This is a genomic window from Mycobacteroides franklinii, assembly GCF_001853795.1.
In the GTDB taxonomy this organism is placed as follows: domain Bacteria; phylum Actinomycetota; class Actinomycetes; order Mycobacteriales; family Mycobacteriaceae; genus Mycobacterium; species Mycobacterium franklinii.
This window is the reverse complement of the sequence record NZ_MLIK01000019.1, coordinates 2084232-2106550: the sequence shown is the minus strand read 5'-3', so window position 1 is coordinate 2106550 and position 22319 is coordinate 2084232. Positions and strand designations below refer to the sequence as shown.

At 64.9% G+C, this 22319-nt stretch carries 22 protein-coding genes; 6 read left to right on the top strand and 16 right to left on the bottom strand.

What is annotated here, in order from left to right:
* Position 1 precedes the first annotated feature (1 nt).
* A complete protein-coding gene (locus BKG76_RS17695; protein ID WP_070938746.1) occupies positions 2-298 on the top strand; it encodes an MGMT family protein in 297 nt (98 codons plus the stop codon).
* On the opposite strand, the gene BKG76_RS17690 is transcribed toward BKG76_RS17695, so the two are convergent.
* The 8 genes from BKG76_RS17690 to BKG76_RS17655 form a co-directional block, all read right to left on the bottom strand.
* The gene (locus tag BKG76_RS17690; RefSeq protein WP_070938745.1) at positions 272-970 is read right to left on the bottom strand and encodes a sirohydrochlorin chelatase; all 699 of its coding nucleotides are present in this window, start codon (positions 968-970) and stop codon (positions 272-274) included. The two genes, BKG76_RS17695 and BKG76_RS17690, sit on opposite strands and share 27 nt — an antisense overlap.
* On the bottom strand, positions 963-2165 hold the full coding sequence (locus tag BKG76_RS17685) for a uroporphyrinogen-III synthase (protein ID WP_070938744.1): 1203 nt from the start codon (positions 2163-2165) through the stop codon (positions 963-965). The genes BKG76_RS17690 and BKG76_RS17685 overlap by 8 nt, the downstream gene beginning before the upstream one ends.
* Complete coding sequence (nirD, locus tag BKG76_RS17680; protein ID WP_070938743.1) at positions 2107-2460, bottom strand: nitrite reductase small subunit NirD; 354 nt, start codon at positions 2458-2460, stop codon at positions 2107-2109. Before nirD ends, BKG76_RS17685 begins: the two co-directional genes overlap by 59 nt.
* Before the next feature lie 129 nt (positions 2461-2589).
* Positions 2590-5103, bottom strand: a complete 2514-nt coding sequence (gene nirB / locus BKG76_RS17675) for a nitrite reductase large subunit NirB (protein WP_070938742.1) — start codon at positions 5101-5103, stop codon at positions 2590-2592.
* 5 nt (positions 5104-5108) lie between these two features.
* On the bottom strand, positions 5109-6560 hold the full coding sequence (locus BKG76_RS17670; protein ID WP_070938741.1) for a nitrate/nitrite transporter: 1452 nt from the start codon (positions 6558-6560) through the stop codon (positions 5109-5111).
* Between the two features lie 139 nt (positions 6561-6699).
* On the bottom strand, positions 6700-7554 hold the full coding sequence (locus tag BKG76_RS17665) for a TIGR02569 family protein (RefSeq protein WP_070938740.1): 855 nt from the start codon (positions 7552-7554) through the stop codon (positions 6700-6702).
* 111 nt (positions 7555-7665) lie between these two features.
* Positions 7666-8832 carry an adenylyltransferase/sulfurtransferase MoeZ gene (moeZ, locus tag BKG76_RS17660; protein WP_207543788.1) on the bottom strand — a complete coding sequence of 389 codons (1167 nt, stop codon included), beginning with the start codon at positions 8830-8832 and terminating at the stop codon, positions 7666-7668.
* Positions 8833-8925: 93 nt separating this feature from the next.
* Entirely contained in the window at positions 8926-9969 is a 1044-nt protein-coding gene (locus BKG76_RS17655; RefSeq protein ID WP_070939338.1) for a DUF3152 domain-containing protein, read from the bottom strand.
* A gap of 210 nt (positions 9970-10179) precedes the next feature.
* Here BKG76_RS17655 and BKG76_RS17650 point away from each other — a divergent pair, with 210 nt between their 5' ends.
* Complete coding sequence (locus BKG76_RS17650) at positions 10180-10866, top strand: TetR/AcrR family transcriptional regulator (RefSeq protein ID WP_070938738.1); 687 nt, start codon at positions 10180-10182, stop codon at positions 10864-10866.
* Here the strand turns inward: BKG76_RS17650 and BKG76_RS17645 are convergent.
* Positions 10863-11087, bottom strand: coding sequence for a DUF3107 domain-containing protein (locus BKG76_RS17645; RefSeq protein ID WP_070938737.1), 225 nt, complete (start codon positions 11085-11087; stop codon positions 10863-10865). The genes BKG76_RS17650 and BKG76_RS17645 overlap by 4 nt on opposite strands.
* A 144-nt stretch (positions 11088-11231) precedes the next feature.
* Between BKG76_RS17645 and BKG76_RS17640 the strand changes: the two genes are divergently transcribed.
* Entirely contained in the window at positions 11232-11963 is a 732-nt protein-coding gene (locus tag BKG76_RS17640; protein ID WP_070938736.1) for an MmpS family transport accessory protein, read from the top strand.
* A 21-nt stretch (positions 11964-11984) separates the two neighbouring features.
* Positions 11985-12137 (top strand): hypothetical protein, encoded by a 153-nt coding sequence (locus tag BKG76_RS25165; RefSeq protein WP_165611526.1) that lies wholly within the window; start codon positions 11985-11987, stop codon positions 12135-12137.
* 29 nt (positions 12138-12166) lie between these two features.
* Here BKG76_RS25165 and BKG76_RS17635 read toward each other — a convergent pair whose 3' ends face one another.
* Entirely contained in the window at positions 12167-12811 is a 645-nt protein-coding gene (locus BKG76_RS17635) for a hypothetical protein (protein ID WP_070938735.1), read from the bottom strand.
* 9 nt (positions 12812-12820) lie between these two features.
* On the bottom strand, positions 12821-13528 hold the full coding sequence (locus tag BKG76_RS17630; RefSeq protein ID WP_070938734.1) for a ferritin-like fold-containing protein: 708 nt from the start codon (positions 13526-13528) through the stop codon (positions 12821-12823).
* Between the two features lie 265 nt (positions 13529-13793).
* Between BKG76_RS17630 and BKG76_RS17625 the strand changes: the two genes are divergently transcribed.
* Together BKG76_RS17625 and BKG76_RS17620 are read left to right on the top strand one after the other, a co-directional pair.
* Positions 13794-15260: a DEAD/DEAH box helicase gene (locus BKG76_RS17625; RefSeq protein WP_070938733.1), complete on the top strand. Its 1467-nt coding sequence runs from the start codon at positions 13794-13796 to the stop codon at positions 15258-15260.
* On the top strand, positions 15257-16477 hold the full coding sequence (locus tag BKG76_RS17620; RefSeq protein WP_070938732.1) for an Rv3212 family protein: 1221 nt from the start codon (positions 15257-15259) through the stop codon (positions 16475-16477). The genes BKG76_RS17625 and BKG76_RS17620 overlap by 4 nt, the downstream gene beginning before the upstream one ends.
* Here the strand turns inward: BKG76_RS17620 and BKG76_RS17615 are convergent.
* Genes BKG76_RS17615 through BKG76_RS17595 form a run of 5 tightly spaced genes read right to left on the bottom strand, consistent with a single transcriptional unit; the run spans position 16454 to position 22235 of the window.
* Positions 16454-17179 carry a gamma-glutamyl-gamma-aminobutyrate hydrolase family protein gene (locus BKG76_RS17615; RefSeq protein WP_070938731.1) on the bottom strand — a complete coding sequence of 242 codons (726 nt, stop codon included), beginning with the start codon at positions 17177-17179 and terminating at the stop codon, positions 16454-16456. The genes BKG76_RS17620 and BKG76_RS17615 overlap by 24 nt on opposite strands.
* Positions 17180-17181: 2 nt before the next feature.
* Positions 17182-18381, bottom strand: a complete 1200-nt coding sequence (locus tag BKG76_RS17610; RefSeq protein ID WP_070938730.1) for an acyl-CoA dehydrogenase family protein — start codon at positions 18379-18381, stop codon at positions 17182-17184.
* 20 nt (positions 18382-18401) lie between these two features.
* Positions 18402-19430: an LLM class flavin-dependent oxidoreductase gene (locus BKG76_RS17605; protein ID WP_330220044.1), complete on the bottom strand. Its 1029-nt coding sequence runs from the start codon at positions 19428-19430 to the stop codon at positions 18402-18404.
* A complete protein-coding gene (locus BKG76_RS17600; RefSeq protein WP_070939336.1) occupies positions 19427-20764 on the bottom strand; it encodes a glutamine synthetase family protein in 1338 nt (445 codons plus the stop codon). The genes BKG76_RS17605 and BKG76_RS17600 overlap by 4 nt, the downstream gene beginning before the upstream one ends.
* Positions 20748-22235 (bottom strand): APC family permease, encoded by a 1488-nt coding sequence (locus tag BKG76_RS17595; RefSeq protein WP_236737579.1) that lies wholly within the window; start codon positions 22233-22235, stop codon positions 20748-20750. The genes BKG76_RS17600 and BKG76_RS17595 overlap by 17 nt, the downstream gene beginning before the upstream one ends.
* Positions 22236-22319 lie beyond the last annotated feature (84 nt).

The window sequence follows — 22319 nt, the reverse complement described above, 5'->3', positions numbered from 1 at the left end:
CATGGCGACCGTCACCGAGGAACAAGTCGAGCTCGTGCGCTCATTGGTCGCGTCCATACCGGCCGGGCGAGTGGCCACATACGGTGATATCGCAGACGCCGCAGGACTTTCCAGTGCACGGATCGTGGGCTGGATTATGCGCACCGACTCGGCGGATCTGCCCTGGCATCGCGTCATCGGCGCGAGCGGGCGCCCCGCACCACATATCCGGACCCGCCAGCTCGAACTGCTCAGGGCCGAGGGCGTACTGGCCGTGGACGGACGGATCGCGCTACGCGATGTCCGCCACGGCTTCTAGCGCACCCGCCACCACCGCGGCCGAGGCGAAGCGCCGCACCATCAGATTCACGATCTCGGGATGCACACCCAGCGGTTGCGCGACACCATCGGCACCGGCTTCGGTGAGGCGTTCCTGAAACAGCCCATGCGCCAGCAGGTACGACGCGATGAAGACGCGCCGGCCCGTCGCGCGCAGTTCCGCGACCACGTCGGACACTCGCGGCTCCCCCGTCGCGATGTAGCCCACCTTTACCGGGCCGGTGTGGCGTGCCAACATGCTGGCCGCGGTGTGGACCTCATGGCGGGCACCGGGATCCGAAGATCCTGCCGCAGCGAGCACTACCGCATCACCACGGCACCACCCGGCCTCGCGCAACCGCTCCGTCATGACCATGGCCAACACCGGATCGGGCCCCAACGTTTGCGTGACGGCCACGTCGGGATGCCCACTCAGCTCAATGTGCTGCGGAATATCGTGGTGCACATGGTATCCCGATGCCAGAAAGGCCGGAAGCAACACCGCGGGGCCATCGATCGTCGAGAGCACCTCTGATGGCGTCGGACCCAGCACATCGACGAAGGCGGTCCGGACCGAACCGACACGTCCCGACACCGCCTCCGCGAGAGCGGCGATGTTCTCCACACCGGCGACAGAGCGGGTTCCGTGGGCGACCAGTACCAGCTCAGCCATGACATTCCCCAATCGTGGTCGGATCGATCGCCAACCGGTAACCCCGCTTCACCACTGTCTGAATCACTTTCGGCGCACCGAGGGCAGCCCGCAGACGGGTCATCGCCGTCTCGACGGCATGGGTGTCGTCTCCGCCTCCGGGCAGCGCGGCCAACAGGTCCTCGCGGGACACCACCTGGCCGGGACGCACCATCAGCCGCTTCATCAGCGCCATACCCGCCGGGGAGATCTGTCGTGTTTCACCGTCGATCGCGATCCCGCAGCTGCGCACACTGACGATATGCCCGCCCGCGTGGAAACGTGGCGCCCGCCTGGTCAATTCGTCGGCGATGTGCCTGGCCAACGCGCCCAGTCGCGCACGTTCAGGCTGCGTCGTCGGGACGGCCAGTACCTCCAGCGGCGCAGCCGTCACCGGCCCGACACACAGCGGTGCGACCCTGGCCCGCAGCGCGGCCAACAACTCATCCAATCGACCAGTTGCCTTGGCACGGCCAAGCATTGAGGCCACTGCGGGAGCGCTCGTGAAACTGATCCCGTCCAGCTCCGCGTTGATCGCCATGGAGATCATCCGGTCCATCGGCCGCTGATCCTCCGGAGGTTCCCAGCGGTACACCGGCACCCGGATCACCTGTGCACCAGCGATTGTCAGCGCCTCGCACAGATCGGCGATGGGTTCCCATTCGGTAGCGGCACCATGGAGTTGCACGGCGATACGCCGACCCTCGACACCCTCTTCGAGCAGGCGATCCAGAACTTCCGCCGACGACTCCGATGCGGGCGACCACTCTTCACGGAGCCCCGCTTGACGGATCGCTCCGGTGGCCTTGGGTCCGCGCGCCACCAAACGCCCGGACTCCAACGCAGACCTGAGACTGTCGGCCACACCCCATTCGTCGGCGGCCTCGATCCAGCCGCGGAAGCCGATTCCGGTGGTAGCCACCGTCACATCGGGCGGGTTGGCAATGACCAGTTCCGTGGCCTGCCGAAGCTCGGCATCGTCGGCCAACGGGATGATGCGGATGGCCGCGGCATACACAATGGCAGCCCCGCGGCGCTCCAAAAGCGCGATCAGCTCCTCCGAACGGCGCGCAGCAGTGACACCGATCGTGAACCCGTCGAGCCGACGCTCTTGCTCGTTACGCGGCGACCGCGTTCCGGTGTCGGCTCCTGAGCATTCCGATTTCGACGTTTCCATTGATCACCCGCACCTCGAAGACTGGCAACCGGCGCGACGCATCATCGAGGCAACGCCCGTCAATAAGCGAGAACACCTGCTTGAGCAGTGGCGATGCCACTGTCGGCTCCCCGCCACGGTCACCGGTCAAACCGCGCGACATGACGGCGGCCTGACCGTATGGATCGATGTTACCGACTGCGTAAAGCTCCCCACTGGGCAGCAGAAACAAGGCAGCCTGCACATCATCCGGAAGGAGAACCGCAGCACCCCTGCCCGGGGTGAGCGAATCCACCGCACAGACCGTCGACCACACGTATTGGTACCGCCTCAGTCGAGGGCGAGCGTCCACGATTGTCATCTCCGGCCTTTCTACTCGGTGTTTCTACCTGATATGTCATGTGTACCGGGCTTGTGTTACCCGGGTATTACCGCGGTCCGGGCGTCATGTTGCGGACTCGGTGACGGACCGGAATCCGGGGGTACCCAGCAACACCGGAACCTTCCGAGGCCCGCTCTCGTCGAACGCAATCGTCGAATCCAGCGCATCGGGCGCGTTCACGAACGACACGAAGCGACGCAGCTTGTCCGGGTCGGCCAGAACCGCCGCCCACTCGTCCTCATACCCCTCGACATGGCGCGCCATCGCGGCTTCCAGCTCGTCGGCGATGCCGAGCGAGTCCTCGCACACCACGGCCCGGATATGGTCCAGGCCGCCCTCAATGGCCTCCTGCCAGGGCGCGGTGCGCTGCAGCCGGTCCGCGGTACGAATGTAGAACATCAAGTACCTGTCGATATACTTGATCAACGTCTCCGAATCCAGGTCGCCGGCAAGCAACTTCGCGTGCACAGGAGTCGCTCCGCCGTTGCCGCCGACGTACAGGTTCCAGCCGTTCTCGGTGGCGATGACGCCGATATCCTTACCACGTGCCTCGGCGCATTCCCGCGCGCACCCGGATACACCCATCTTCAGCTTGTGCGGGGAACGCAAACCACGGTAACGCAATTCGAGTTCGACGGCCATGCCCACCGAATCCTGGACCCCGTACCGGCACCACGTCGATCCCACGCAGCTCTTCACCGTGCGCAGCGACTTGCCGTACGCCTGACCGGATTCCATGCCCGCGTCGATGAGGCGCTTCCAGATCAGCGGGAGCTGCTCAACACGGGCACCGAACAGATCGATGCGCTGCCCACCGGTGATTTTGGTGTACAGCCCGAATTCCTGGGCCACCTCACCGATCACGATGAGCTTCTCCGGCGTCACCTCACCGCCCGGGAGGCGCGGCACCACCGAATAGGTACCGTTCTTCTGCATATTGGCCAGGAAGTGATCGTTGGTGTCCTGCAGCGCCGCCTGCTCCCCTTCCAGGATGTGATCGCTGGATGTGGAGGCCAGAATGGACGCGACGGTGGGCTTGCAGATATCGCAGCCGGTTCCGGTGCCGTGCTTGGCGATCAGCTCGGAGAAGGTCCGAATGCCGGTCACCTGCACCACCTGGAACAGCTCGGCGCGCGACTGCGTGAAGTGCTCGCATAGCGCCTTGGACTGCTCGACGCCCTGGGCGGCAAGAATCTGCTTGAGCATGGGAATGCAGCTACCGCAGGAGGTTCCGGCACAGGTCGCGGCCTTGAGGGCGGGCACATCGGTGGCGCCGTCACAGATGGCTCCGCAGATCGCACCCTTGGTGACCGCGTTGCACGAGCAGATCTGGGCATCGTCGGGCAGCGCGCCCACCCCGATTTCCGCTCCGGCGGGCGCGATGAGCGAGGCCGGGTCTGCCGGCAGTTCCCGGCCGAGCATGGGCCGCAAGGTGCCGTAGGCACTGGCGTCACCGACGAGGATGCCGCCCAACAGGGTTCGCGCATCATCGGACACCACGAGCTTGGCATAAGTGCCCTTGGTGGCGTCGTTGAACACGACCTCCAGTGCGCCGTCGGCGGCGGCGTGGGCGTCACCGAAGCTGGCGACGTCCACCCCGAGCAGCTTGAGCTTGGTGGACAGGTCGGCGCCCGGGAACTCGGCGTCGCCGCCGAGCAGCCGGTCCGCGACGATCTCGGCCGTGGTGTATCCGGGCGCGACGAGTCCGTAGCAGCGGCCCTCGATGGCCGCGACCTCACCGATAGCGTAGATGTGCAGATCGCTTGTCTGGCAGCCATGGTCGGTGAAAATGCCGCCGCGTTCAGCCAGTTCTAGTCCGCACTCGCGGGCCAGCTCGTCGCGCGGTCGGATGCCGGCCGAGAACACCAGAACCGAAGCCTCGATCGCCGATCCGTCCGACAGCTGAATGGAGAGCGTCCCGTCCTCCGCCCTCTCGATGGCCTGCGTGGAGACACTGGTGTGCACCGTAAGCCCCAGATCGGTCACCAGCCGGGTCAACAGGGCGCCACCGCCCTCGTCGACCTGCAAGTGCATGAGTCGCGGATTCAGCTCCACAACATGCGGTGCCAAACCCATGAGGCGCAAAGCATTCGCCGCCTCCAGTCCCAGCAGCCCGCCGCCGATGACGACACCCGCGCTGCCCGGAGACCTGTCCGCGGCGGCCTTGATGGCGTCGAGGTCATCCATGGTGCGGTAGACGAAGCAGCCGTCGGCGTCGCCGCCCGGTACCGGCGGCACAAACGGGTAGGACCCGGTGGCCATGACGAGGGCGTCATAGTCCAGCACGGTGCCCGCTGCTGTGGTGACGGTCTGGTTCACCCGGTCGATACCGACCACCCGGTCCCCGAGGTGCAGTGTCACCATCGGATCGTCGGCGTAGTCATTTCCGGTGAGCGCCAGCGTGTCCCGGTTCCAGCTGTCGATGTACGAGGACAGCGCCACCCGGTCGTAGGCTGCGTCGGTTTCCTCGCCGAGAACGGTGATCTGCCACTGATCGGTGGCATCGCGCTCACGCAGGACCTGGACGAATCGGTGACCGACCATGCCGTGGCCGATGACAACAGCTTTCTTGTTCATAAGTTTCACACCGCCACTTCGTTTTTCGCACCGATACTGGGCGTCGCCACCACACCCTCGCCGACGGGTCGACGCACGTACGCGTACCAGGTGACCAGGGCGCAGACGACATAGAAGGCGAGGAACACCCAAAAGGCCATGGTCGCCGACTTGGCGGCGCTGAGGTACGAGGCGCGGAGCACCAGGTTGATGGCGACACCACCCAGTGCGCCGATCGCTCCGGCCACCCCGATCAACGCCCCCGACATGGTCCGAGACCAGGTCTCGTCGTGCCCGGCACTGCGCGCCTTGGCCGCGAAAACCGACGGAATCATCTTGTAGACCGAGCCATTGCCGATTCCGGAGACGATGAACAAGACGATGAATCCGGTGACGTAGGCGGTCATGATGGCTCCGGAGGGCGCACCGCCCGCGCGGTCGCTCACCGTTCCCGCCGCCACCAGGATCCCGGCACCGAAAATCATCGCGACGAATGCGTACAGCGAGATCGTGCCGCCGCCGGTGCGGTCCGACAGCCAACCACCAAACGGACGGGCGAGTGAGCCGAGCAGCGGTCCGATGAAGGCGATCTGGGCGGCGTGCAGTGAGGCCTGCGCCGCGGCCTGAGCCGGGGTCAAGCCACTGTGCGCCAGCCCGGCAAGGAAGTTGAGCTGCAGCACCTGACCGAACGCGAAGCTGAACCCGATGAAGGAACCGAATGTGCCGATATAGAGGAAGGCGATGATCCACGAGTCGCGGAACTTCATCACGTCGATCAGCGAGCGGCCATCGGTCTTCTGGTTGGCCAGGTTGTCCATGAACAGTGCGGCACCCACAGCAGCGAATGCGATCAACACGAGGTAGATGGCGGCCACCCAATGCGGTGAGCGGTTCCCGACGGTGGCGATGACCAGCAGGCCGATGACCTGGATCACCGGCACTCCGATGTTCCCGCCGCCGGCGTTGAGGCCAAGGGCCCAGCCCTTGAACCGTTGCGGGTAGAAGGCGTTGATATTGGTCATCGAGGAGGCGAAGTTTCCGCCACCTAATCCAGCGACCGCGGCCACGATCATGAAGGTGGTGTACGAGGTCTCGGGGTGCGCCATGAAATACAGCGTCAGCGAGGTGGGGACCGCCAGGACCAGGGCGCTGAAGACGGTCCAGTTGCGACCGCCGAACCATGCGGTGGCGAAGGTGTACGGCAAGCGCAATACCGCGCCTACCAGGGTCGGCATGGCCACCAGGAAGAACTTTCCCGCAGCGTCGATGTGATAGACGTTCTGCGGCATGAACAGGACCATCACCGACCAGATGGACCACACCGAGAATCCGACGTGTTCGGCCACCACCGACCAGATCAGGTTGCGTCGCGCGACTTTCGCGCCACCGTTGTCCCAGGCGACGACGTCCTCGGGATCCCAGTTCTCAATCCAGCGTCCGCGCCGTGCAATTGGGGCTGCTGCCGTTTTGTTCGCCATGCAAGCAAGGTAGGAAAATCTTGTTGCGGCGGCGCTGCTGGCGATGACCGAGCCATCACATCTCGCTCACATCAGTCTGTCATGTGAGCGTGAGCAGGGTGTGCTCTACGTCACGAAGATGCTCGCACTCGCCGAAGAGCTAGAGGGTCAGACGCACCAAAGCCGCGGTCCGTGCCAGCCCCGGGAAGGACTGCGACGAGGAACGCGGATGCAGTGCGTGAACGGCCAACCGGAAGATCAACGCCCGCAACAGCATCTGAGGCCACTCCGGCAGCGTCGCCCAACGTTCGATGAGACCGTCATCGGCATCACCCCACGACAGCGCATCCACCACGGCAACACCGGCCGCCCAGGAGGCGGGACGCCAGTACGGCGTGATGTCGGTGATGCCAGGTGCGGCAGCACCCGCGAAAAGCACAGTGCCGTAAAGGTCTCCGTGCACCAGCTGCGGCGGGCTCTTGGTGGGCCGGCGCAGGCTCGCCAATTGGTTGATCAGGTCGATGGATCGCTGACCGTCGGGCGAACCGGGCGATACCCGTGCCGCCGAAGGCCACGACTGCAGCGGCCGGTCTTCCCAGGCTGCGCGATCGGCGGCAATGAACACATCGACATCAGCCCACGGCGCCACCGGAGGCTGGGTCAGGAATCGGGGACGCTCCAGCTTGGAGGTGGCCTCATGGAGACGCACCGACAGCGATACGACCTCGTCATGCCGGGGCTCGGGCGCACCGGCGACGAATGTGTCCGCGCGCCAACCCGATACGACATACCGTCCATCGGTGGAGCGGACCGGCCGCGCCAGCCGCACCCCGTCGACGAACAGAGTGTCGCGTACCTTGGCCGACCACGCAGCACGCGCATGGTCCGCTACCAGGGACAACACCACTTCACCGCAGCGCCAGCCGCCCTCCCAAGTGGGGCCGAGCTGGACTGGCTTGACGCCGCTGAGCCCGTAAGTCGCGAGCACGTGCTCGGGTGGGCGGTCCACTGTCACGCGGGATACGTTACCGCCTGCAATGAACTGGGTTGTGTTCGCTCGGTGTTCGTGTCGGCAGTCACAGAGAGTTAGTCCTGCGATATGTGACTGTTGCTGTCCTCGAATCGATCAGTACATGACCATGTCGGGGTCCACCTGCTTGGCCCAGGCGGCGATGCCGCCCTGCAGGTGCACCGCGTCCGCGAAACCAGCCTTCTTCACGGCCACAAGCGCCTCTGCCGACCTAATGCCCGTCTTGCAGTACAGCACCGCCTGACGGTCCTGCGGCAGCTTGGCGAGCCCGTCGCCAGACTCAAGGGTCGACTTGGGAACCAGCTCGGCACCGTCGATGTGGACGATGTCCCACTCGACCGGTTCACGCACGTCGATCAACGCCACCTTCTTATCGGCGTCGAGCAATTCGCGCAGCTCACGGGGGGTGATGGTGGAATCGGCGACGGCGGCGGAGGCCTCATCGCTGATCACGCCGCAGAACGCGTCGTAGTCGATGAGCTCGGTGATCTCGGGCGTCGCCGGATCCTTGCGGATCTTGATGGTGCGGTACGTCATGTCGAGCGCGTCGTACACCATGAGCCGGCCGAGCAGCGAGTCACCGATTCCGGTGATCAGCTTGATGGCCTCGGTGCCCATCACCGAAGCGATAGAGGCGCACAGGATGCCCAGCACGCCACCCTCCGCGCAGGAAGGCACCATGCCCGGAGGCGGCGGCTCGGGGTACAGATCGCGGTAATTCAGGCCGAGCCCGTCGGGCGCGTCCTCCCAGAAAACCGACACCTGACCCTCGAAGCGGTAGATAGAACCCCACACATACGGCTTGTGGGCGAGCACCGCGGCGTCATTGACCAGGTAGCGCGTGGCGAAGTTGTCGGTACCGTCCAGGATCAGGTCGTACTGCTGGAACAGGTCGACCGCGTTATCCGGCTCCAACCGCAGCTCATGGAGCCGCACCTCAACGAGCGGGTTGATCTCCAACACCGAATCTCGCGCGCTCTGAGCCTTGGACCGGCCGATATCGGACTGGCCGTGGATGATCTGGCGCTGCAGGTTGGACTCGTCGACCACGTCGAACTCGACGATGCCGATGGTGCCGACGCCTGCGGCGGCCAGGTAGAGCAGCGTCGGGGATCCAAGGCCACCGGCGCCGATGACGAGCACCTTGGCGTTCTTGAGGCGTTTCTGCCCGTCCACGCCAAGGTCGGGAATGATGAGATGCCGGCTGTACCGGGCGACTTCTTCGCGGGTCAGTTCCGCGGCGGGACTTACCAACGGCGGCAATGTGGGCACCGTGACTCCTGGGGTGGTGTGAGGGCTACAGCTGCATCAACAGTATCGGGATGCCAACCCTTCCCGGAGTCAGGACCGGGACCGCTACGGAATCGGATACGGCCAGGGGTTGGTGCGGCAGGTCTTGCCGTCGGGCTTGATCGAGTCGGGATCGAATTTCGCCGCGACGTCATTGCTGGTGCTGAACGTCTGCTGCATCATCACCGGCGCCAGCTGCTGGTCCTGCTCGCAGGGCTCGTGGCTGCGGTAGCCGATGGCGTGGCCGACCTCGTGGTTGATGACGTACTGGCGATAGGAGGTGATGTCGCCCTGGAACGGGACCGCGCCGCGCACCCAGCGTGCCTCGTTGATGAAAACACGATGATCGCCGTTCTCACCATATCGTGGGTTGTAGCAAGAGGATTCGAGTTGAATCTCGTATCCACAACCTTCGCGGACGGTGTCCGGCGAGGTCAGCGAGATACGAAAATCGGGCGTGCCGGAATCAACTCGAATGAACGCGAATTGGGGATTGTGCGTCCAGCTCTTCTGGCTGGCCAAGGTCTGCGTAGCCATCCGCGCGAATGCCTCATCGCCACCGAAACTCATTGTGTCGATGCCGTCCTCGACCTCGATGGTGTACGAGAAGACCTTTGCGGCGCCCTGTCCGACCTGGGGCGTGGTACCCGGCACAATGTGCCACGTCCTTGCACCCTGCGCAGTGAAGGGTTCCCCTTCCGGCAGCACCCCGTCGGGCAGGCTCGCATCGAATTGCGTGAGCCCCTTCGGCGGCGCGCCGATGATGGCGTCACCCAGTGCTCCGATAGAGGGCGGATCAGCCACCGGCTCGTTGGGGCCGTCGGCACCGCCGTGGACATGTTCACGCTGTGTGACGGTTTGGTAGCCAACGAAAACGGTCAGCGCGACCAGCAGCGGGATGGCGTAGGCGCGCCACCCATACGTGGAGATGAAACGCCCGAGCCAGGTCTGCTTGCGCCACCGTTCGCGGTCGCGCCGATCAGAGCGGACTCGTCCACTGCCCTCGGCGAGCGGATCGCGCTGGGCGCGCAGCGGCTCATAGCGTTCGGCGGACTCCTGTACCGACAGTCGACCCATTGATGAGCCGACTGGGCGCAGGGAGTCGTCCAAGGTTTCTGGCATGGACCTACGATTATGCGCCCATTGGTGCCGGTCGTAGGTCACGCAGCAAGAATGGCATAGCGACAGGCCATCCTGCCTCGGGCACGCCGCCAGGCGCCAGGAGTACTGTCTGTAGTTCGGGTTTAAGCGGATTGAATTGCCGCTTGAGTGAGATGGCGTAGGCGACCATGTAGTCGTGTGCGCGCAGAGGATAAGGACATGCGTGATCTTGCGAATCTGGCCGGGCGTCGGGGCGCGGTGAACTCGACGGTGGCGACGCAGGATTCAACTCAGGGAAACACACGTCGTGGTGGGCGGCTGCCCCGCGACGAGCGGCGCGGCCAATTGGTCGGGTCTGCCAGCGAGATATTCGTCGACCGCGGCTATCACGCCGCCGGCATGGACGAGATCGCCGAACGCGCGGGCGTAAGTAAACCCGTTCTCTACCAACACTTTCCGAGCAAGCTGGAGCTGTATCTGGCCGTGCTGAACAAGCATGCCGACAATCTGGTCTCCAGCGTGCGACAGGCGCTGCGCACCACCACCGACAACCGTCAGCGGCTACGCGCGGCCGTGATGGCATTCTTCGATTTCGTCGAGCACGACAGCCAGGGCTACCGCCTGATCTTCGAGAACGATCTCGTGGGTGTCCCTCAGGTCACCGAGCGGGTCGAGGGCGCCATCAGCGCCTGCACCGATGCGGTGTTCGACCTGGTTAGCCACGATTCCGGGTTGGATCCCCACCATGCCCGCATGGTGGCCGTCGGCCTGGTGGGGATCAGCCAGGTCAGCGCCCGGTACTGGCTGGACAATGAGAAGCCCATCTCCAAGGACGACGCCGTCAACGCGACCGTCGGATTCGCCTGGGGCGGGCTCTCACACGTGCCGCTTCAGCCGCTGGGCTAGCCGCTGAAGCCGACGCGACGCGCGTCAGCCACACCGATTTCCACGTAGGCGATCCGGGCTGCCGCGATCAGGTACTTGCGCCCCTTCTGGTCGGTGAGCTGCAACACATCCGACTCCTTGGCCAGCGCCGCCGATACGACCTTCTCGACGTCAGCCGGGGCCTGATCGCTAGAAATGACCAGCTCGCGCGGGCTATCTGTGACACCGATCTTGATCTCCACCAGGGTACCTTCCAGGTCATTGAGCGTGTACTGCAGAGGTTAGCCGACGCCGTCTGGGCCGACACACCTCGCATGATCGCAGCCGACCGTTAGTCACAGCAGTAACATCCGTACCAGGTTTAACATTGAGAAGAGGCGCTGATCATGGTCGGTTATCGCGGAGATTCTCGGTACTCGCACGACTACGAGCCCCACGACGATCCGTACAACTCCGAGACTGCCCCGCAGTACACGGAGTACTCGGGTCTTGACGAGGACTTCGAGTACAGGCCGCCGGGTTCCAACGAGAACTGGAAATGGGTCGCGTCGATAGCCGGGGCCGTGTTCGCCATCGCCGTGATCGCGACGGCGGTCGTGCTCAGCGGCGGCAACGACAAACCACCCGCCGCTGCGGTCACCACGCCCGTGCCCTCGCTGACACCGGTGACGACCACTCCCCCTCCGCCGCCCCCGTCCGCGACGTCGTCCGCGAAACCCTCCACGACCACCGTGACGAGCACGCCCGTGCAGGAAACACCGACTGTGGAACCCTCCACGGAGGCACCCCCGCCCGAGCCGCCGCCGTCCAACCCGATGCTGCCGCCGGAAGGCCAGCGGCCCATCACACCTGCTGCGTTCGCGTACTACGTGACGGGCAACCAGACCCCGGGCGATCTGCTGACGATCACCTACACCGATGGCAACGGTGTGACCCGCACGGTGCTCGGCGCCTCCCTGCCATGGACGATGATCGTCACCCCGAGTCCCGGGATCACCGGTGGTTCGATCACCGCGACAAGCTTCGCCAGCCAGGTCAACTGCTCGATCACTAACAGCGCGAACCAGATGCTGGCGGTGCAGAGCAACAACGGCATCATCGCCCGCTGCGCCAAGTAACTCCCCGACTACCTCATAAACATGGACGACGGCAGCGAGTTGTTCGGCAATCTGCCAAAGGCCTCGCCAGGCGTTATCGGCGACTGGTCCGAGCATGACGAAGTCGAGAAGCGCCGCGAGGAAGCCGAAATCAAGCGCTACAAGTCGATGGGCTGGAACGTCAAGTGGCAGTAGGCATCAGCCGGTAGACGGCCACGCCTGTTTCACGAATCTGACTCCGCGGTCCCACAATCGATGTGGCTCCCAATGTAGGGGTACTGCGAATGCTCGCCCCAATGTTGAAGCGCGGCCGGTGTCCCGGCGCGAGCATCGGTGACCTCCTGCGGATCGACAGCCCACCCGAAGGGAAATGGGTGGCTGCTGAAGGTGTAGCCCGCGATGTACCGACACATCGCCGCGTCATCACCGACCGGCAACACGTTCTCGTAGTTCTCGCCCTTACCGTGTCGACGGCGACTCCACTCACCGGTGTCCGCGTCCCGGCTGATGTGCTCGGAATAGTCACTGTCATACCAGTCCCAGCTCGTGGGCGTGAACGTCGCGGAATGACTGAGCAACCCCACGTCGACAAGCAGCGCCGACAGACCGTGCGGGGTCCAGTCGACGGGGAATCGGGCGAAAAGCACGACCCGCAGCACCGTCCGGCACGGGTACGGCTGCGTGCATGATGAACACCGCGCACCGTCTCGATCCGGGGCATGTTCATCGATCGTCATCGCCAGCAGGAAATGGTGGAGCGACACAGACTCACCGGGACGCTTCGCCTGGTGCAAGAACAACAACAGCAACCGCCAGAACCGGCGCGCAGACGCGCCATCCGCGAACGGCGGTATCGGCACGTCGCCCATTCCCAGCCCCTACCCCAGCCCGAGGACAGCCATCCGCTCGGCGTGGGCGCTCTGCAGCCGCTCAAAGAACTCGTTGAGGTTCCCCAGACCGGCGCCGCCGGACAGCACAAGGTCCGCGAGTTCGTCGTGCTGGGCCAGCACATGCTGGGCCTGGGTGATGGCCTCGCCGAGCAGCCGGCGCCCCCACAGGGTGAGCCGGTTGCGCTGCTGCGAGTTGTCCTTGACCGCGCCGCGCACCTGCGCGATGACGAACTCCGAGTGCCCCGTCGTGCCCAACACCGACTTGAGTACAGCCGCTGACTCGCCCGGCAGCGAGTCGACAACCTCGCCATAGAAATCGGCGGCCAACGAGTCGCCGATGTAGGTCTTGACCATGGCCTCCAACCAGGTGCGCGGCAGGGTCAGCGAGTGGTAGTTCTCGAGCGTCTTGACGTACGGCTCCATGGCCGCCAGTACGTCAACCCCCTTGGCCTCCATCGCATCCCGAAGCACCTCGTAGTGACGCATCTGCGAGGCGGCCATGCTGGCGATGGCGATCTTGCTCGCCAAGTCGGGTGCCATCTTGGACTCGTCGGTCAACCGGTAGAAGGCCGCGACCTCGCCGTACGCGATCACCGCGAACAGCTGATTGACACCAGGAGGATCGACGTCCGTCGATGATGCCCCCGCAGGCGGGAGGGAACCCCAGCTTGCGCCAAGTGAATCGGGCTCAGTCATGCCTGGAACTCTAGTCGGGCCCCCGGTCGAGGACACCGATCCGCGCGGCAAACCATGGCGAATCGGAAAATCGCAGCTCACCCGCTACCATGGAGGCGGGACTACCGCCCTGACCATGAAGTACACAGGAGTTCTCCCACAGGAAATGTGCGTGCACGTGCCGCCTTCGCCGATTAACGCGAGCCCGGCCCCTTGGAATCTTTAGGAATCCGACCTACCGATCGTGCGCGCTGAGCGAAAACACGAAAGGCACGTACCCAAAACCATGAGTCATATCGAACACACCTTTGCCCAACTCGGCGTCCGCGACGAGATAGTCCGGGCCCTCAGCGAGGTCGGGATCGAGCATCCGTTCGCCATCCAGGAACTCACCCTCCCGCTCGCTCTCGCCGGATCGGACCTCATCGGCCAGGCACGTACCGGTATGGGCAAGACCTACGCATTCGGCGTACCGCTGCTGCACCGCATCGCCACCGGTGTCGAGGACCGGCCGCTCAACGGCACCCCCCGCGCCCTGGTCGTCGTGCCTACGCGCGAGCTGTGCATCCAGGTCTTCGACGACCTCACCAAGGCTGCCAAGTACCTGTCTGCGGGCGACCGTGACTTCAGCGTCGTCTCCATCTACGGCGGCCGGCCGTACGAGGCACAGATCGCATCGCTTCGTGCCGGTGCTGACGTCGTCATCGGCACCCCCGGACGTCTGCTGGATCTCGCCCAACAGGGACACCTGCAATTGGGCGGTCTGGCCATGCTGGTTCTGGATGAGGCCGACGAGATGCTGGATCTGGGCTTCCTCCCCGATATCGAGCGGATTCTGGCGCTGGCACCATCCGCAGAGTCGGGTCGCCAGTCGATGCTGTTCTCGGCGACCATGCCCGATGCGATCATCACGCTGGCCCGCACCTTCATGAATCGCCCGACCCATATCCGGGCCGAGGCTCCTCATTCATCGTCGGTGCACGACTCGACCGAGCAGTTCGTGTACCGGGCACACGCCCTGGACAAGATCGAGTTGGTCAGCCGCATCCTGCAGGCGGATGGCCGCGGCGCCACCATGGTGTTCACCCGTACCAAGCGGACCGCACAGAAGGTCTCCGACGAGCTGGCCGAGCGCGGTTTCGCCGTCGGTGCCGTGCACGGCGACCTTGGTCAGATCGCCCGCGAGAAGGCCTTGACCTCCTTCCGCTCCGGTGAGATCAGCGTGCTGGTCGCCACCGACGTGGCCGCGCGCGGTATCGACATCGACGATGTCACCCACGTCATCAACTACCAGTGCCCCGAGGACGACAAGACCTACGTGCACCGTATTGGACGCACGGGGCGCGCCGGGCGCACCGGTATCGCGGTCACTCTCGTCGACTGGGACGACATCGCACGCTGGCAGCTGATCGACAAGGCGCTCGGCCTCGGCGTGCCCGATCCTGACGAAACCTATTCCACCTCACCGCATTTGTTCACCGAGCTGAACATCCCCACCGATGTCACCGGTTCCATCGGTGAGAAGTTCTCCGGTGGCCCGAAGCGCCGCGCACCGCGGGCCGAGCGCGGCGAGCGCGCCGAGGGCGACAAGCCCAAGCGCACCCGCACCCGTCGGCGCACGCGCGCCGGTGAGCCCGCCGAGGGGTCAGCCACCGAAGCACCAGCTCCGGTGGCCACCGCTGATGGAGACCAGGCCGCTCCTGCCCGCCGTCGTAGGCGGCGGCGCCCGGCCGCGACCACCGCCTCGGCGTGATCGCACCGGAGCGGCGCACCCGGGCCGACATCATTGCCGCGGCGGTGATTGCCGTCGTGGTCGCCGTCACCGGTACAACGATCTGGTGGACCAGCGATGCCCGCGCCACCGTCAGCCACCCCGCCGCCGGGGACATCAAACGTCCGATGAGCGCTAGCCGGGTTCCCGACTCCGTGCGCGAGCTGTGGTCGACCGCGAGCGCGGCCACCAAGGGCCCCGTCATCGCCAGTGGTGCGATCGTCAGCGCCGACGGGCACGATGTGGTGGCCCACGATCCGGTGACCGGTGCGCAGCTGTGGTCGTACGCCCGCCGCAACCGCGATCTGTGCGGCGCGATCGGTTTCATCGACGACGCCGTTGCGGTCTACCGCGACGCACGCGGATGCGGTCAGGTCACCATGATCGACGGGCAGACCGGCCGCCGAGGCCCGTTGCGCAGCAGTCCCAATGACCCGAAGGTGTCGCTGTCGACCGACGGCACCTATGTGTTGGCGCTCGGCAGCACCCGGCTCGAACTGTGGCGTTCGGACATGGTGCGCACCCTCGAGTACGGGCGGGTCGTCGCACCCTTGAATCCCAACAGTCAGCCGCGGGTGGACTGCACACTGAAGTCTGGCGCGGTCGGGGCGAGCGTGCTCGCGGTGCTGGAAACCTGCCCTCAGGACCCCACGTTGCGGCTGACATTGCAGAAGCCGACGCCCAAGGACAACGACAAGCCGGAGGAGCTCTACTCGGCGGTCCTGCCCGGGGTGGAACGCGGTTCCGCGGCCAAGGTGCTCGCGGTCGCGGACACCCGCTCGGCCGTCTATCTGCCGGGGACCCGCAACGAGCTGGTGGTGTTCGACGACCGCGGGACGCGTGTCGGCGCGACAGCGCTGCCGGGCGAGATTGCCCAGACCAATGCCGCCGCCCAAGCCGGTGATGTCATCACATGGTGGACGGGCAATCAGGTGCTGGTGCTCAGCGCTTCCGATCTGTCCTACAGATTCGTGCTGCCCACCACCAAAAGGCCCCTGGGGCCGGGCACGAACATGGCGGGTGAGCTCGTAGTCCCCGTCGAGGGCGGCATCGACGTCTTCAACATGACCACCGGCGAGTTCCGCAAGTCCATTGCGGTGCAACGTGACCCGGCCGACGAGAAGAGCCCCGTCATCAGCGCCGTCGTCGGCAACACAGTGGTGGAGCAGCGCGGTTCACGAATCTTCGCGCTGGGCTGACAGGGCACCCCGACCCGACTGCGCCACCGCATCCGCGAACGCCTTGAAGGGCGCCTGCTGAAGATGTTTGGGCACTCCCGGAGCCTCCGGGTGCCACTGGATCGCAAAAACCCATCCGGTCTCGGCTTCGAACGCCTCGATGACGCCGTCGTCCGCCCATGCCGTCGTCACCAGGCCCGCTCCAAGGGATGCCACTGCTTGATGGTGCGCGGACGCGACGACGAGTTCGTCGGCGCCGTGCGCGGCACGAACGCGGGTACCAGGCGCGAGATGTACCGGGTGCCAGGAGAACACCGCTGCGCCGTGGTCCACTGACCCCGCAGCCAGATCCACCTGCAGATCTCCGCCGTAGGCGACGTTGAGCACTTGGGCACCACGGCAGATGCCCAGTATCGGCAGCTGCGCTTCGCGCGCCCTGGCGGTCAGCGTGAAGTCCAGGTGATCCTGCTCCTCGTTGACGTCATACACGGCGGCCGTCGATGTGCAGCCGTACCGACGCGGATTGACGTCTCCCCCGCCGGGTAACAGCACACCGCCGACACCTTCTAGTGGGTAGTCCGGATCGTCCGTGACGATCGGTGTGAGCCCGACATCCTCGGCCAGCGCCACGATCAGGTCGAACAGGCGGTTCGCCGCCACGATCCGTGGGTCCGCGCCGGTCGACAGTCTCCGGGGCACCACGACGGCCAAAGGATCGGTCATCGTCAGAAGTATCCACTGTTAGGCGGGAGTGTGCCGTTCACGACGTAATCGCCCGTCGCCCATGCCTTGTAGGCAAGGGGGTTGTGGCTGGCTACGGTCCGCACGTTGCGCCAATGCCGATCGAGATTGAGCGCACGTGACGTGGCGGAGGCGCCTCCGGTATCGAACAGTCGTTGCGCGGCGTCCAAGGTGAGACGCTCGGCAACCAACTGCGCCTTGGCCACCTCTATCGCGGCGGCGCCGATCGCCGTCTGGTCATCGATCCGGCCGTCATCGACCACGCCGTCGAGCGTGCGTGCGGCATCCACGGTCACGGCACTGGCCGCCGACGTCCATGCCGCGATCTCCCCTACCGCCTGCAGCACGAACGGATCTTCGGCGGCGACTCGTCCCAGCGAGTGCGCGGCGGGACGCGCCTTGTTACGCACATACCAAATCGCATCGCGGAGCACGCCTTTGGCTATTCCCACCGCCACGGCCGTGAGGTACAGCTGAAGAAATGTCTGGCTGTGCGCCAAACGGTGCTCTTCGGGTACCAGCGAAATCTCATCCTCGTACACCAGAACCGACTCGAAAGTCGTTGCACCGCTGGCTGTCAAGCGCTGACCGAACCCATCCCAATCGTCGTGCAGACCCACTCCTTCGCGGTCCGCCGGGATGATCGCATGCACCTCGCGTCCGTCCTCGCGTTTCGCCGATACCGCGATCAGATCCGAGTACAGGGTTCCCGTCGAGTAGAACTTCTTGCCATCCAGGCGATACCCGCCCCCGCCGCTGGATTGCAAGGTGGTTCCCAATGACGCCGGACTAGGGCCCACCGTCTCGGTGATCGCATTCCCGACGACCTTCCCGGCAAGGATCTCCGGGAACCATCGGGTCCGGGTGGCGTCGTCTCCACGATTGCCCAGCAGACGCTCCACGAACCCGAAATGAGCACGCAGCGCCTGTGCCACATTCGAACTCGAGGAAGCGATGTCGATCACGGTCTCGATGACATCCACGATGGAGCCACCCGGGCCGCCGTATTCAACCGGCACCCGCAAGGCAAGCACACCGGTGTCCGCGATCGCCCGCACCGATTCGTGGTGCAGCGTCCTGTCCCGCTCGTACGACGCGTCCTCGTTGCCGAGGTCTGATAGGACCGGGCGTAGTTGGTTGCGCCGGTCGACGGTGGTTCCACCCACCAATTCCGTTGCAGTCATTGACTTCCTCTTTTTCCGCGTTATTTGAGCAGCGGCAGGACATGCGCGGCGAACCGCTCCATTTCCGCCTCCAGCGGCTGGAACTGCAGCATGAACAAATTGATGCCGGCCTGCGCGAACTGATCGATCCTGTGTGCCACGCCCTCGTAACTACCGACCAGGCCCGCCAACGTGCCACCGTTGGTGCCCACCCGGGACTGCCCCTCATGCACTTTCAGCATCGCGGTCGCGGGATCGGCACCCGTGGTGCGATCCCGCTGACCCGATCCACTGACGAGACCCTGCAGGTAATCGAGCTCCCGCTGCGCCTCCTGCGTGGTCGGCCGTGCGATGACGAACGCAGAGAGGCCGAACTCCAAGGGTGCCCTGCCGTTCCGGTCGCGTGCGCGCATGTCGGCGATGATCTTCTCGGCATCGGCCAATGGACGACCGTTGAGGAAGAACACATCCGAGTGGGAGGCCGCGAGCTGGCGCGCGGGCTCCGACTCGCCCCCGAGATACACGCGAGGGCGACGTTCCGGAACGGGGCGCAGCCGGGCGCCCGCACCCACAAGTTCGGCCCCGACAGCGGCCGGTGCACCCTCCCAGAGTGAGCCGACGGCCTCGAGCCACTCTCGCGAATACGCATAACGTTCGTCGTGATCGGCCTCCGCACCGATGGCCTGCAGCTCCGGGAGGAACCAGCCGCTGACGAGGTTGACCGCCAAGCGCTGCGCGGCGATGTCCTGGATATTGGCGGCCACCTTCGCGAACACCAACGGGTTGAACAGCAGGGGTTTGATGGCCCCGATCAGCTCGATGTGGCTGGTCGCCTCGGCCACTCCGGCCAGTGTCGACCACGTCTCCAGCACATCGTGTTCCATATCACCGGGATGGAGCACATGTTGCGCGACGAGTGTCGAGTCGAAGCCCAGCTCCTCGGCACGCACCACCAGATCCCGCGTACGCCGATAGCTGGCATCGGGCTTCTCGTCGGGATGTGTTCTGGCGCCCCAGGTTCCGTATACCGGTGCCCAGACACCGAACCGCGGTCGGGCGATCGTGGTCATGAGTTGGTGAGGTAGCGACGGAGTTCCCAGTTACTGACCGTGCCCGAGTACTCATCCCATTCGCTTTGCGCGATCTCGGCGAAATCGTGCACCGAGTCGGCACCGAGGATCTCAAGGATCGTGTCATCGCTCTTGGCCAACGCGATGGCCACGCTCAACGACTGTGGCAGGCGCACTCCCACCTCGTAGAGATTGCCGGTAAGTGGCTCCGGGGGCTCCTGCCGCGCTTCCAGACCGGCGATCACCGCGGCCAGCGCCGAGGCGACGAGCCAGTAGGGGTTTGCATCCGAGGCGCCGGTCCGCAGTTCGATACGGGTCGCATCCGGGGAAGCTTCGAGTAGCGAACGCACCGAGGACGTGCGGTTGTCCCGGCTCCACGTCAACGTCGCCGGAGCGAACGATCCGGGAGCATAGCGCCGGTAGGCGTTCACCGAATGTGCGCCGAACAACGTGATCGACGGAAGGTGTTCCAGCAGGCCGGCAATGGCGTATCGGCCGATCTCAGTTTCGGCTCCGGTCTCCGCCGCGAAGGCCGGCTCGCCGTCGCGCCACAAGGAGATGTGCAGGTGCGCCGAACTGCCGGAGTGCTCGGAGAACGGCTTGGGCATGAAACTCGCGATCTTGCCGTTGCGGCGCGCGACTTCCTTGGCCGCGTACTTCAGGCGCGCGCTGTCGTCGGCCGCGGACAACGCATCGGTGTAGATCAGATTTGCCTCGACCTGGCCCGGACCGTATTCCGTCTGAATTCCCTCCAGCCTGGTGAAAGCCCGCAATGTCGAATACAGCTCACCCATAACGGGTTCCAAGGTGTTGGCGTTCTCCAGGGAATAGGTCTGAATGGCGTCCTGGAAGGTCGACCCGTCGGGGTTCAGCAGATAGAACTCCAGTTCAACGCCGATCTTCGCGGTGTATCCCAGCTCGCCGAGCCTGCCGATCACACGCCGAAGAACAGCGCGGGGATCCAGTCGTGACGGCGAACGATCGTGGGTGACGATATCGGAGATCACGTGTCCCACACCGGGACGCCAGGGGATCTCCTTGAACGTCGACAGATCGGGCAACGCGAAGACATCCGGATAGCCGCTGTCCCAATTGGTGAGCCGCAGGCTCTCGATGACGCGTGCGTCGGCATTCCAGGCGAGCGCACCGTCGCAGAAGCCGAAACCGGTTGTCAGCGCGCGCTGCAGGAACAGATCCGCGGGAATGCGCTTACCGAGCGCATGGCCGAACTGATCGCTCCACGCAACCTCGATCTCGGTTATCTCGCCGGCGCCGATACGCCCTGCCAACTCGGATTGATGCGTGCTCGCTTCGAGCTCACTTGTCAGTGACATCGGTTTCCTCCGTTTGAATACCAGGTGTCTGTGCCGATGCCGGAACCCCGCGGCGCACACGTGTGTAGCCGAGCAGCGCACCCGCCGCGAAACTCACTGCCAGGACGGACACCACCGCGACCGCGAGTATCGAGGAGCCGCCCACCAGATCCGGCAGGTTCGTGATGATCAGCGCAAAGAAGACAATCAGACCTACGAGTCCCAGCGCGGGCGCAATCCGTATGCGCCACAATGAGTATCCGTGCCGATCACGTGCGAAGTAGCTCAGCACCGCGGCACTGGTGAGTACCAGCAGCGCAAGCACTCCGACGGTGGTGATGCCGGAGAGCCAGGTGTAGTACTGGGCACCGGGGTCGAGGCCGATCAGTGCCGCCACCAGCACCACCGCCAGGATCGCCCCCGAAAGCCACAGCGATGCGATGTGCGGTGAGCCGAACCGATGATGCGGACGACCAAATCTCGTTGGTAGTAGGCCGCGTACCGACAATGCGAAGAGATACCGCGACACCACGTTGTGGAACGACAGGATGCAGGCGAACAGGCTCGTCACGAAGAGCACCTGGATGGTGTCGGCGCCCAGCACCCCCAGATACCGATGTGCGGTGTCAACCAACATGGTGTCACCGGAGCTCGTCGCTCGCGCCACGGCTTCCCTGTCACCCCACGCCGATATCAGCGCCCAGCTGGACACCGTATAGAACAGCCCAATGACCGCGAGGGCGATGTACGTCGCGTAGGGAATGGTCCGGTCCGGGTCCCTGGCCTCGTCCCGGAATATCGCCGTCGCCTCGAACCCGAGGAAGGAGATGATGGCGAAAAGAAGCCCGATTCCCGGTGCCCCCGAGAAGATCTCAGCTGGATCGAACACCCCTGTCGACAATCCGTGATCACCACCACGCCAGACCACGACAGCGTCGAGAACCGCCACGACCACGATCTCGGCGACCAACAGGACACCGAGTACCCGACTCGACAGTTCGATGTTTCGGTAACCGAGAAATGTGACGACGGCGAGGGCCGCGAGCGCCCATGCCCCCCACGGAAGGTGCGGCCCGCCGATGAGTTCGACCAGACTGCCCAGTTGCGGACCCAGCAGACCATAAACGGCGGCTTCCATGGACGCGTAGGTCACGACCGCCACGAAAGCTGCTCCGATCGCCGGTGGTATCCCCAGGCCCAGCTGCACATAGGAGAAGAACGCGCCCGCCTCACGCACATACGGGGTCATGGCGGTGAATCCGAGTGCGAAGAGCAGCAGCACCACCGTCGCGATGACGAACGTGGCCGGAAAGCCTGCGCCATTGCCGGTGGAGATGCCCAGAGGTACGGGTCCGCCGATCACTCCCAGGGGTGCGGCGGCGGCAAGCACCATGAAGACCACCGCGAGTATCCCGAGATTACCGCGCAGGCGCCGGCCCGACTCATCGCGCGCCTCGGCCGCGCCCACCGGCAATTCGTGTTGTGCCGTCACTGACAGATCCCAACGTCGACCTAATTATCTTGAACAGAAACGATATTGGGAGTGACCACAGCAGCCCAGCGGGTAGTACTCATG

Excerpts from the sequence above, each read along its gene's own strand:
- BKG76_RS17600 (WP_070939336.1), bottom strand. The coding sequence starts at position 20,764 with ATGTCACTGACAAGTGAGCTCGAAGCGAGCACGCATCAATCCGAGTTG.
- BKG76_RS17615 (WP_070938731.1), bottom strand. The coding sequence starts at position 17,179 with ATGACCGATCCTTTGGCCGTCGTGGTGCCCCGGAGACTGTCGACCGGC.
- nirB (WP_070938742.1), bottom strand. The coding sequence starts at position 5,103 with ATGAACAAGAAAGCTGTTGTCATCGGCCACGGCATGGTCGGTCACCGA.
- BKG76_RS17650 (WP_070938738.1), top strand. The coding sequence starts at position 10,180 with ATGCGTGATCTTGCGAATCTGGCCGGGCGTCGGGGCGCGGTGAACTCG.
- BKG76_RS17635 (WP_070938735.1), bottom strand. The coding sequence starts at position 12,811 with ATGGGCGACGTGCCGATACCGCCGTTCGCGGATGGCGCGTCTGCGCGC.
- BKG76_RS17625 (WP_070938733.1), top strand. The coding sequence starts at position 13,794 with ATGAGTCATATCGAACACACCTTTGCCCAACTCGGCGTCCGCGACGAG.
- BKG76_RS25165 (WP_165611526.1), top strand. The coding sequence starts at position 11,985 with ATGGACGACGGCAGCGAGTTGTTCGGCAATCTGCCAAAGGCCTCGCCA.
- BKG76_RS17640 (WP_070938736.1), top strand. The coding sequence starts at position 11,232 with ATGGTCGGTTATCGCGGAGATTCTCGGTACTCGCACGACTACGAGCCC.
- BKG76_RS17695 (WP_070938746.1), top strand. The coding sequence starts at position 2 with ATGGCGACCGTCACCGAGGAACAAGTCGAGCTCGTGCGCTCATTGGTC.
- BKG76_RS17670 (WP_070938741.1), bottom strand. The coding sequence starts at position 6,560 with ATGGCGAACAAAACGGCAGCAGCCCCAATTGCACGGCGCGGACGCTGG.
- BKG76_RS17610 (WP_070938730.1), bottom strand. The coding sequence starts at position 18,381 with ATGACTGCAACGGAATTGGTGGGTGGAACCACCGTCGACCGGCGCAAC.
- BKG76_RS17630 (WP_070938734.1), bottom strand. The coding sequence starts at position 13,528 with ATGACTGAGCCCGATTCACTTGGCGCAAGCTGGGGTTCCCTCCCGCCT.
- BKG76_RS17685 (WP_070938744.1), bottom strand. The coding sequence starts at position 2,165 with ATGGAAACGTCGAAATCGGAATGCTCAGGAGCCGACACCGGAACGCGG.
- BKG76_RS17690 (WP_070938745.1), bottom strand. The coding sequence starts at position 970 with ATGGCTGAGCTGGTACTGGTCGCCCACGGAACCCGCTCTGTCGCCGGT.
- BKG76_RS17605 (WP_330220044.1), bottom strand. The coding sequence starts at position 19,430 with ATGACCACGATCGCCCGACCGCGGTTCGGTGTCTGGGCACCGGTATAC.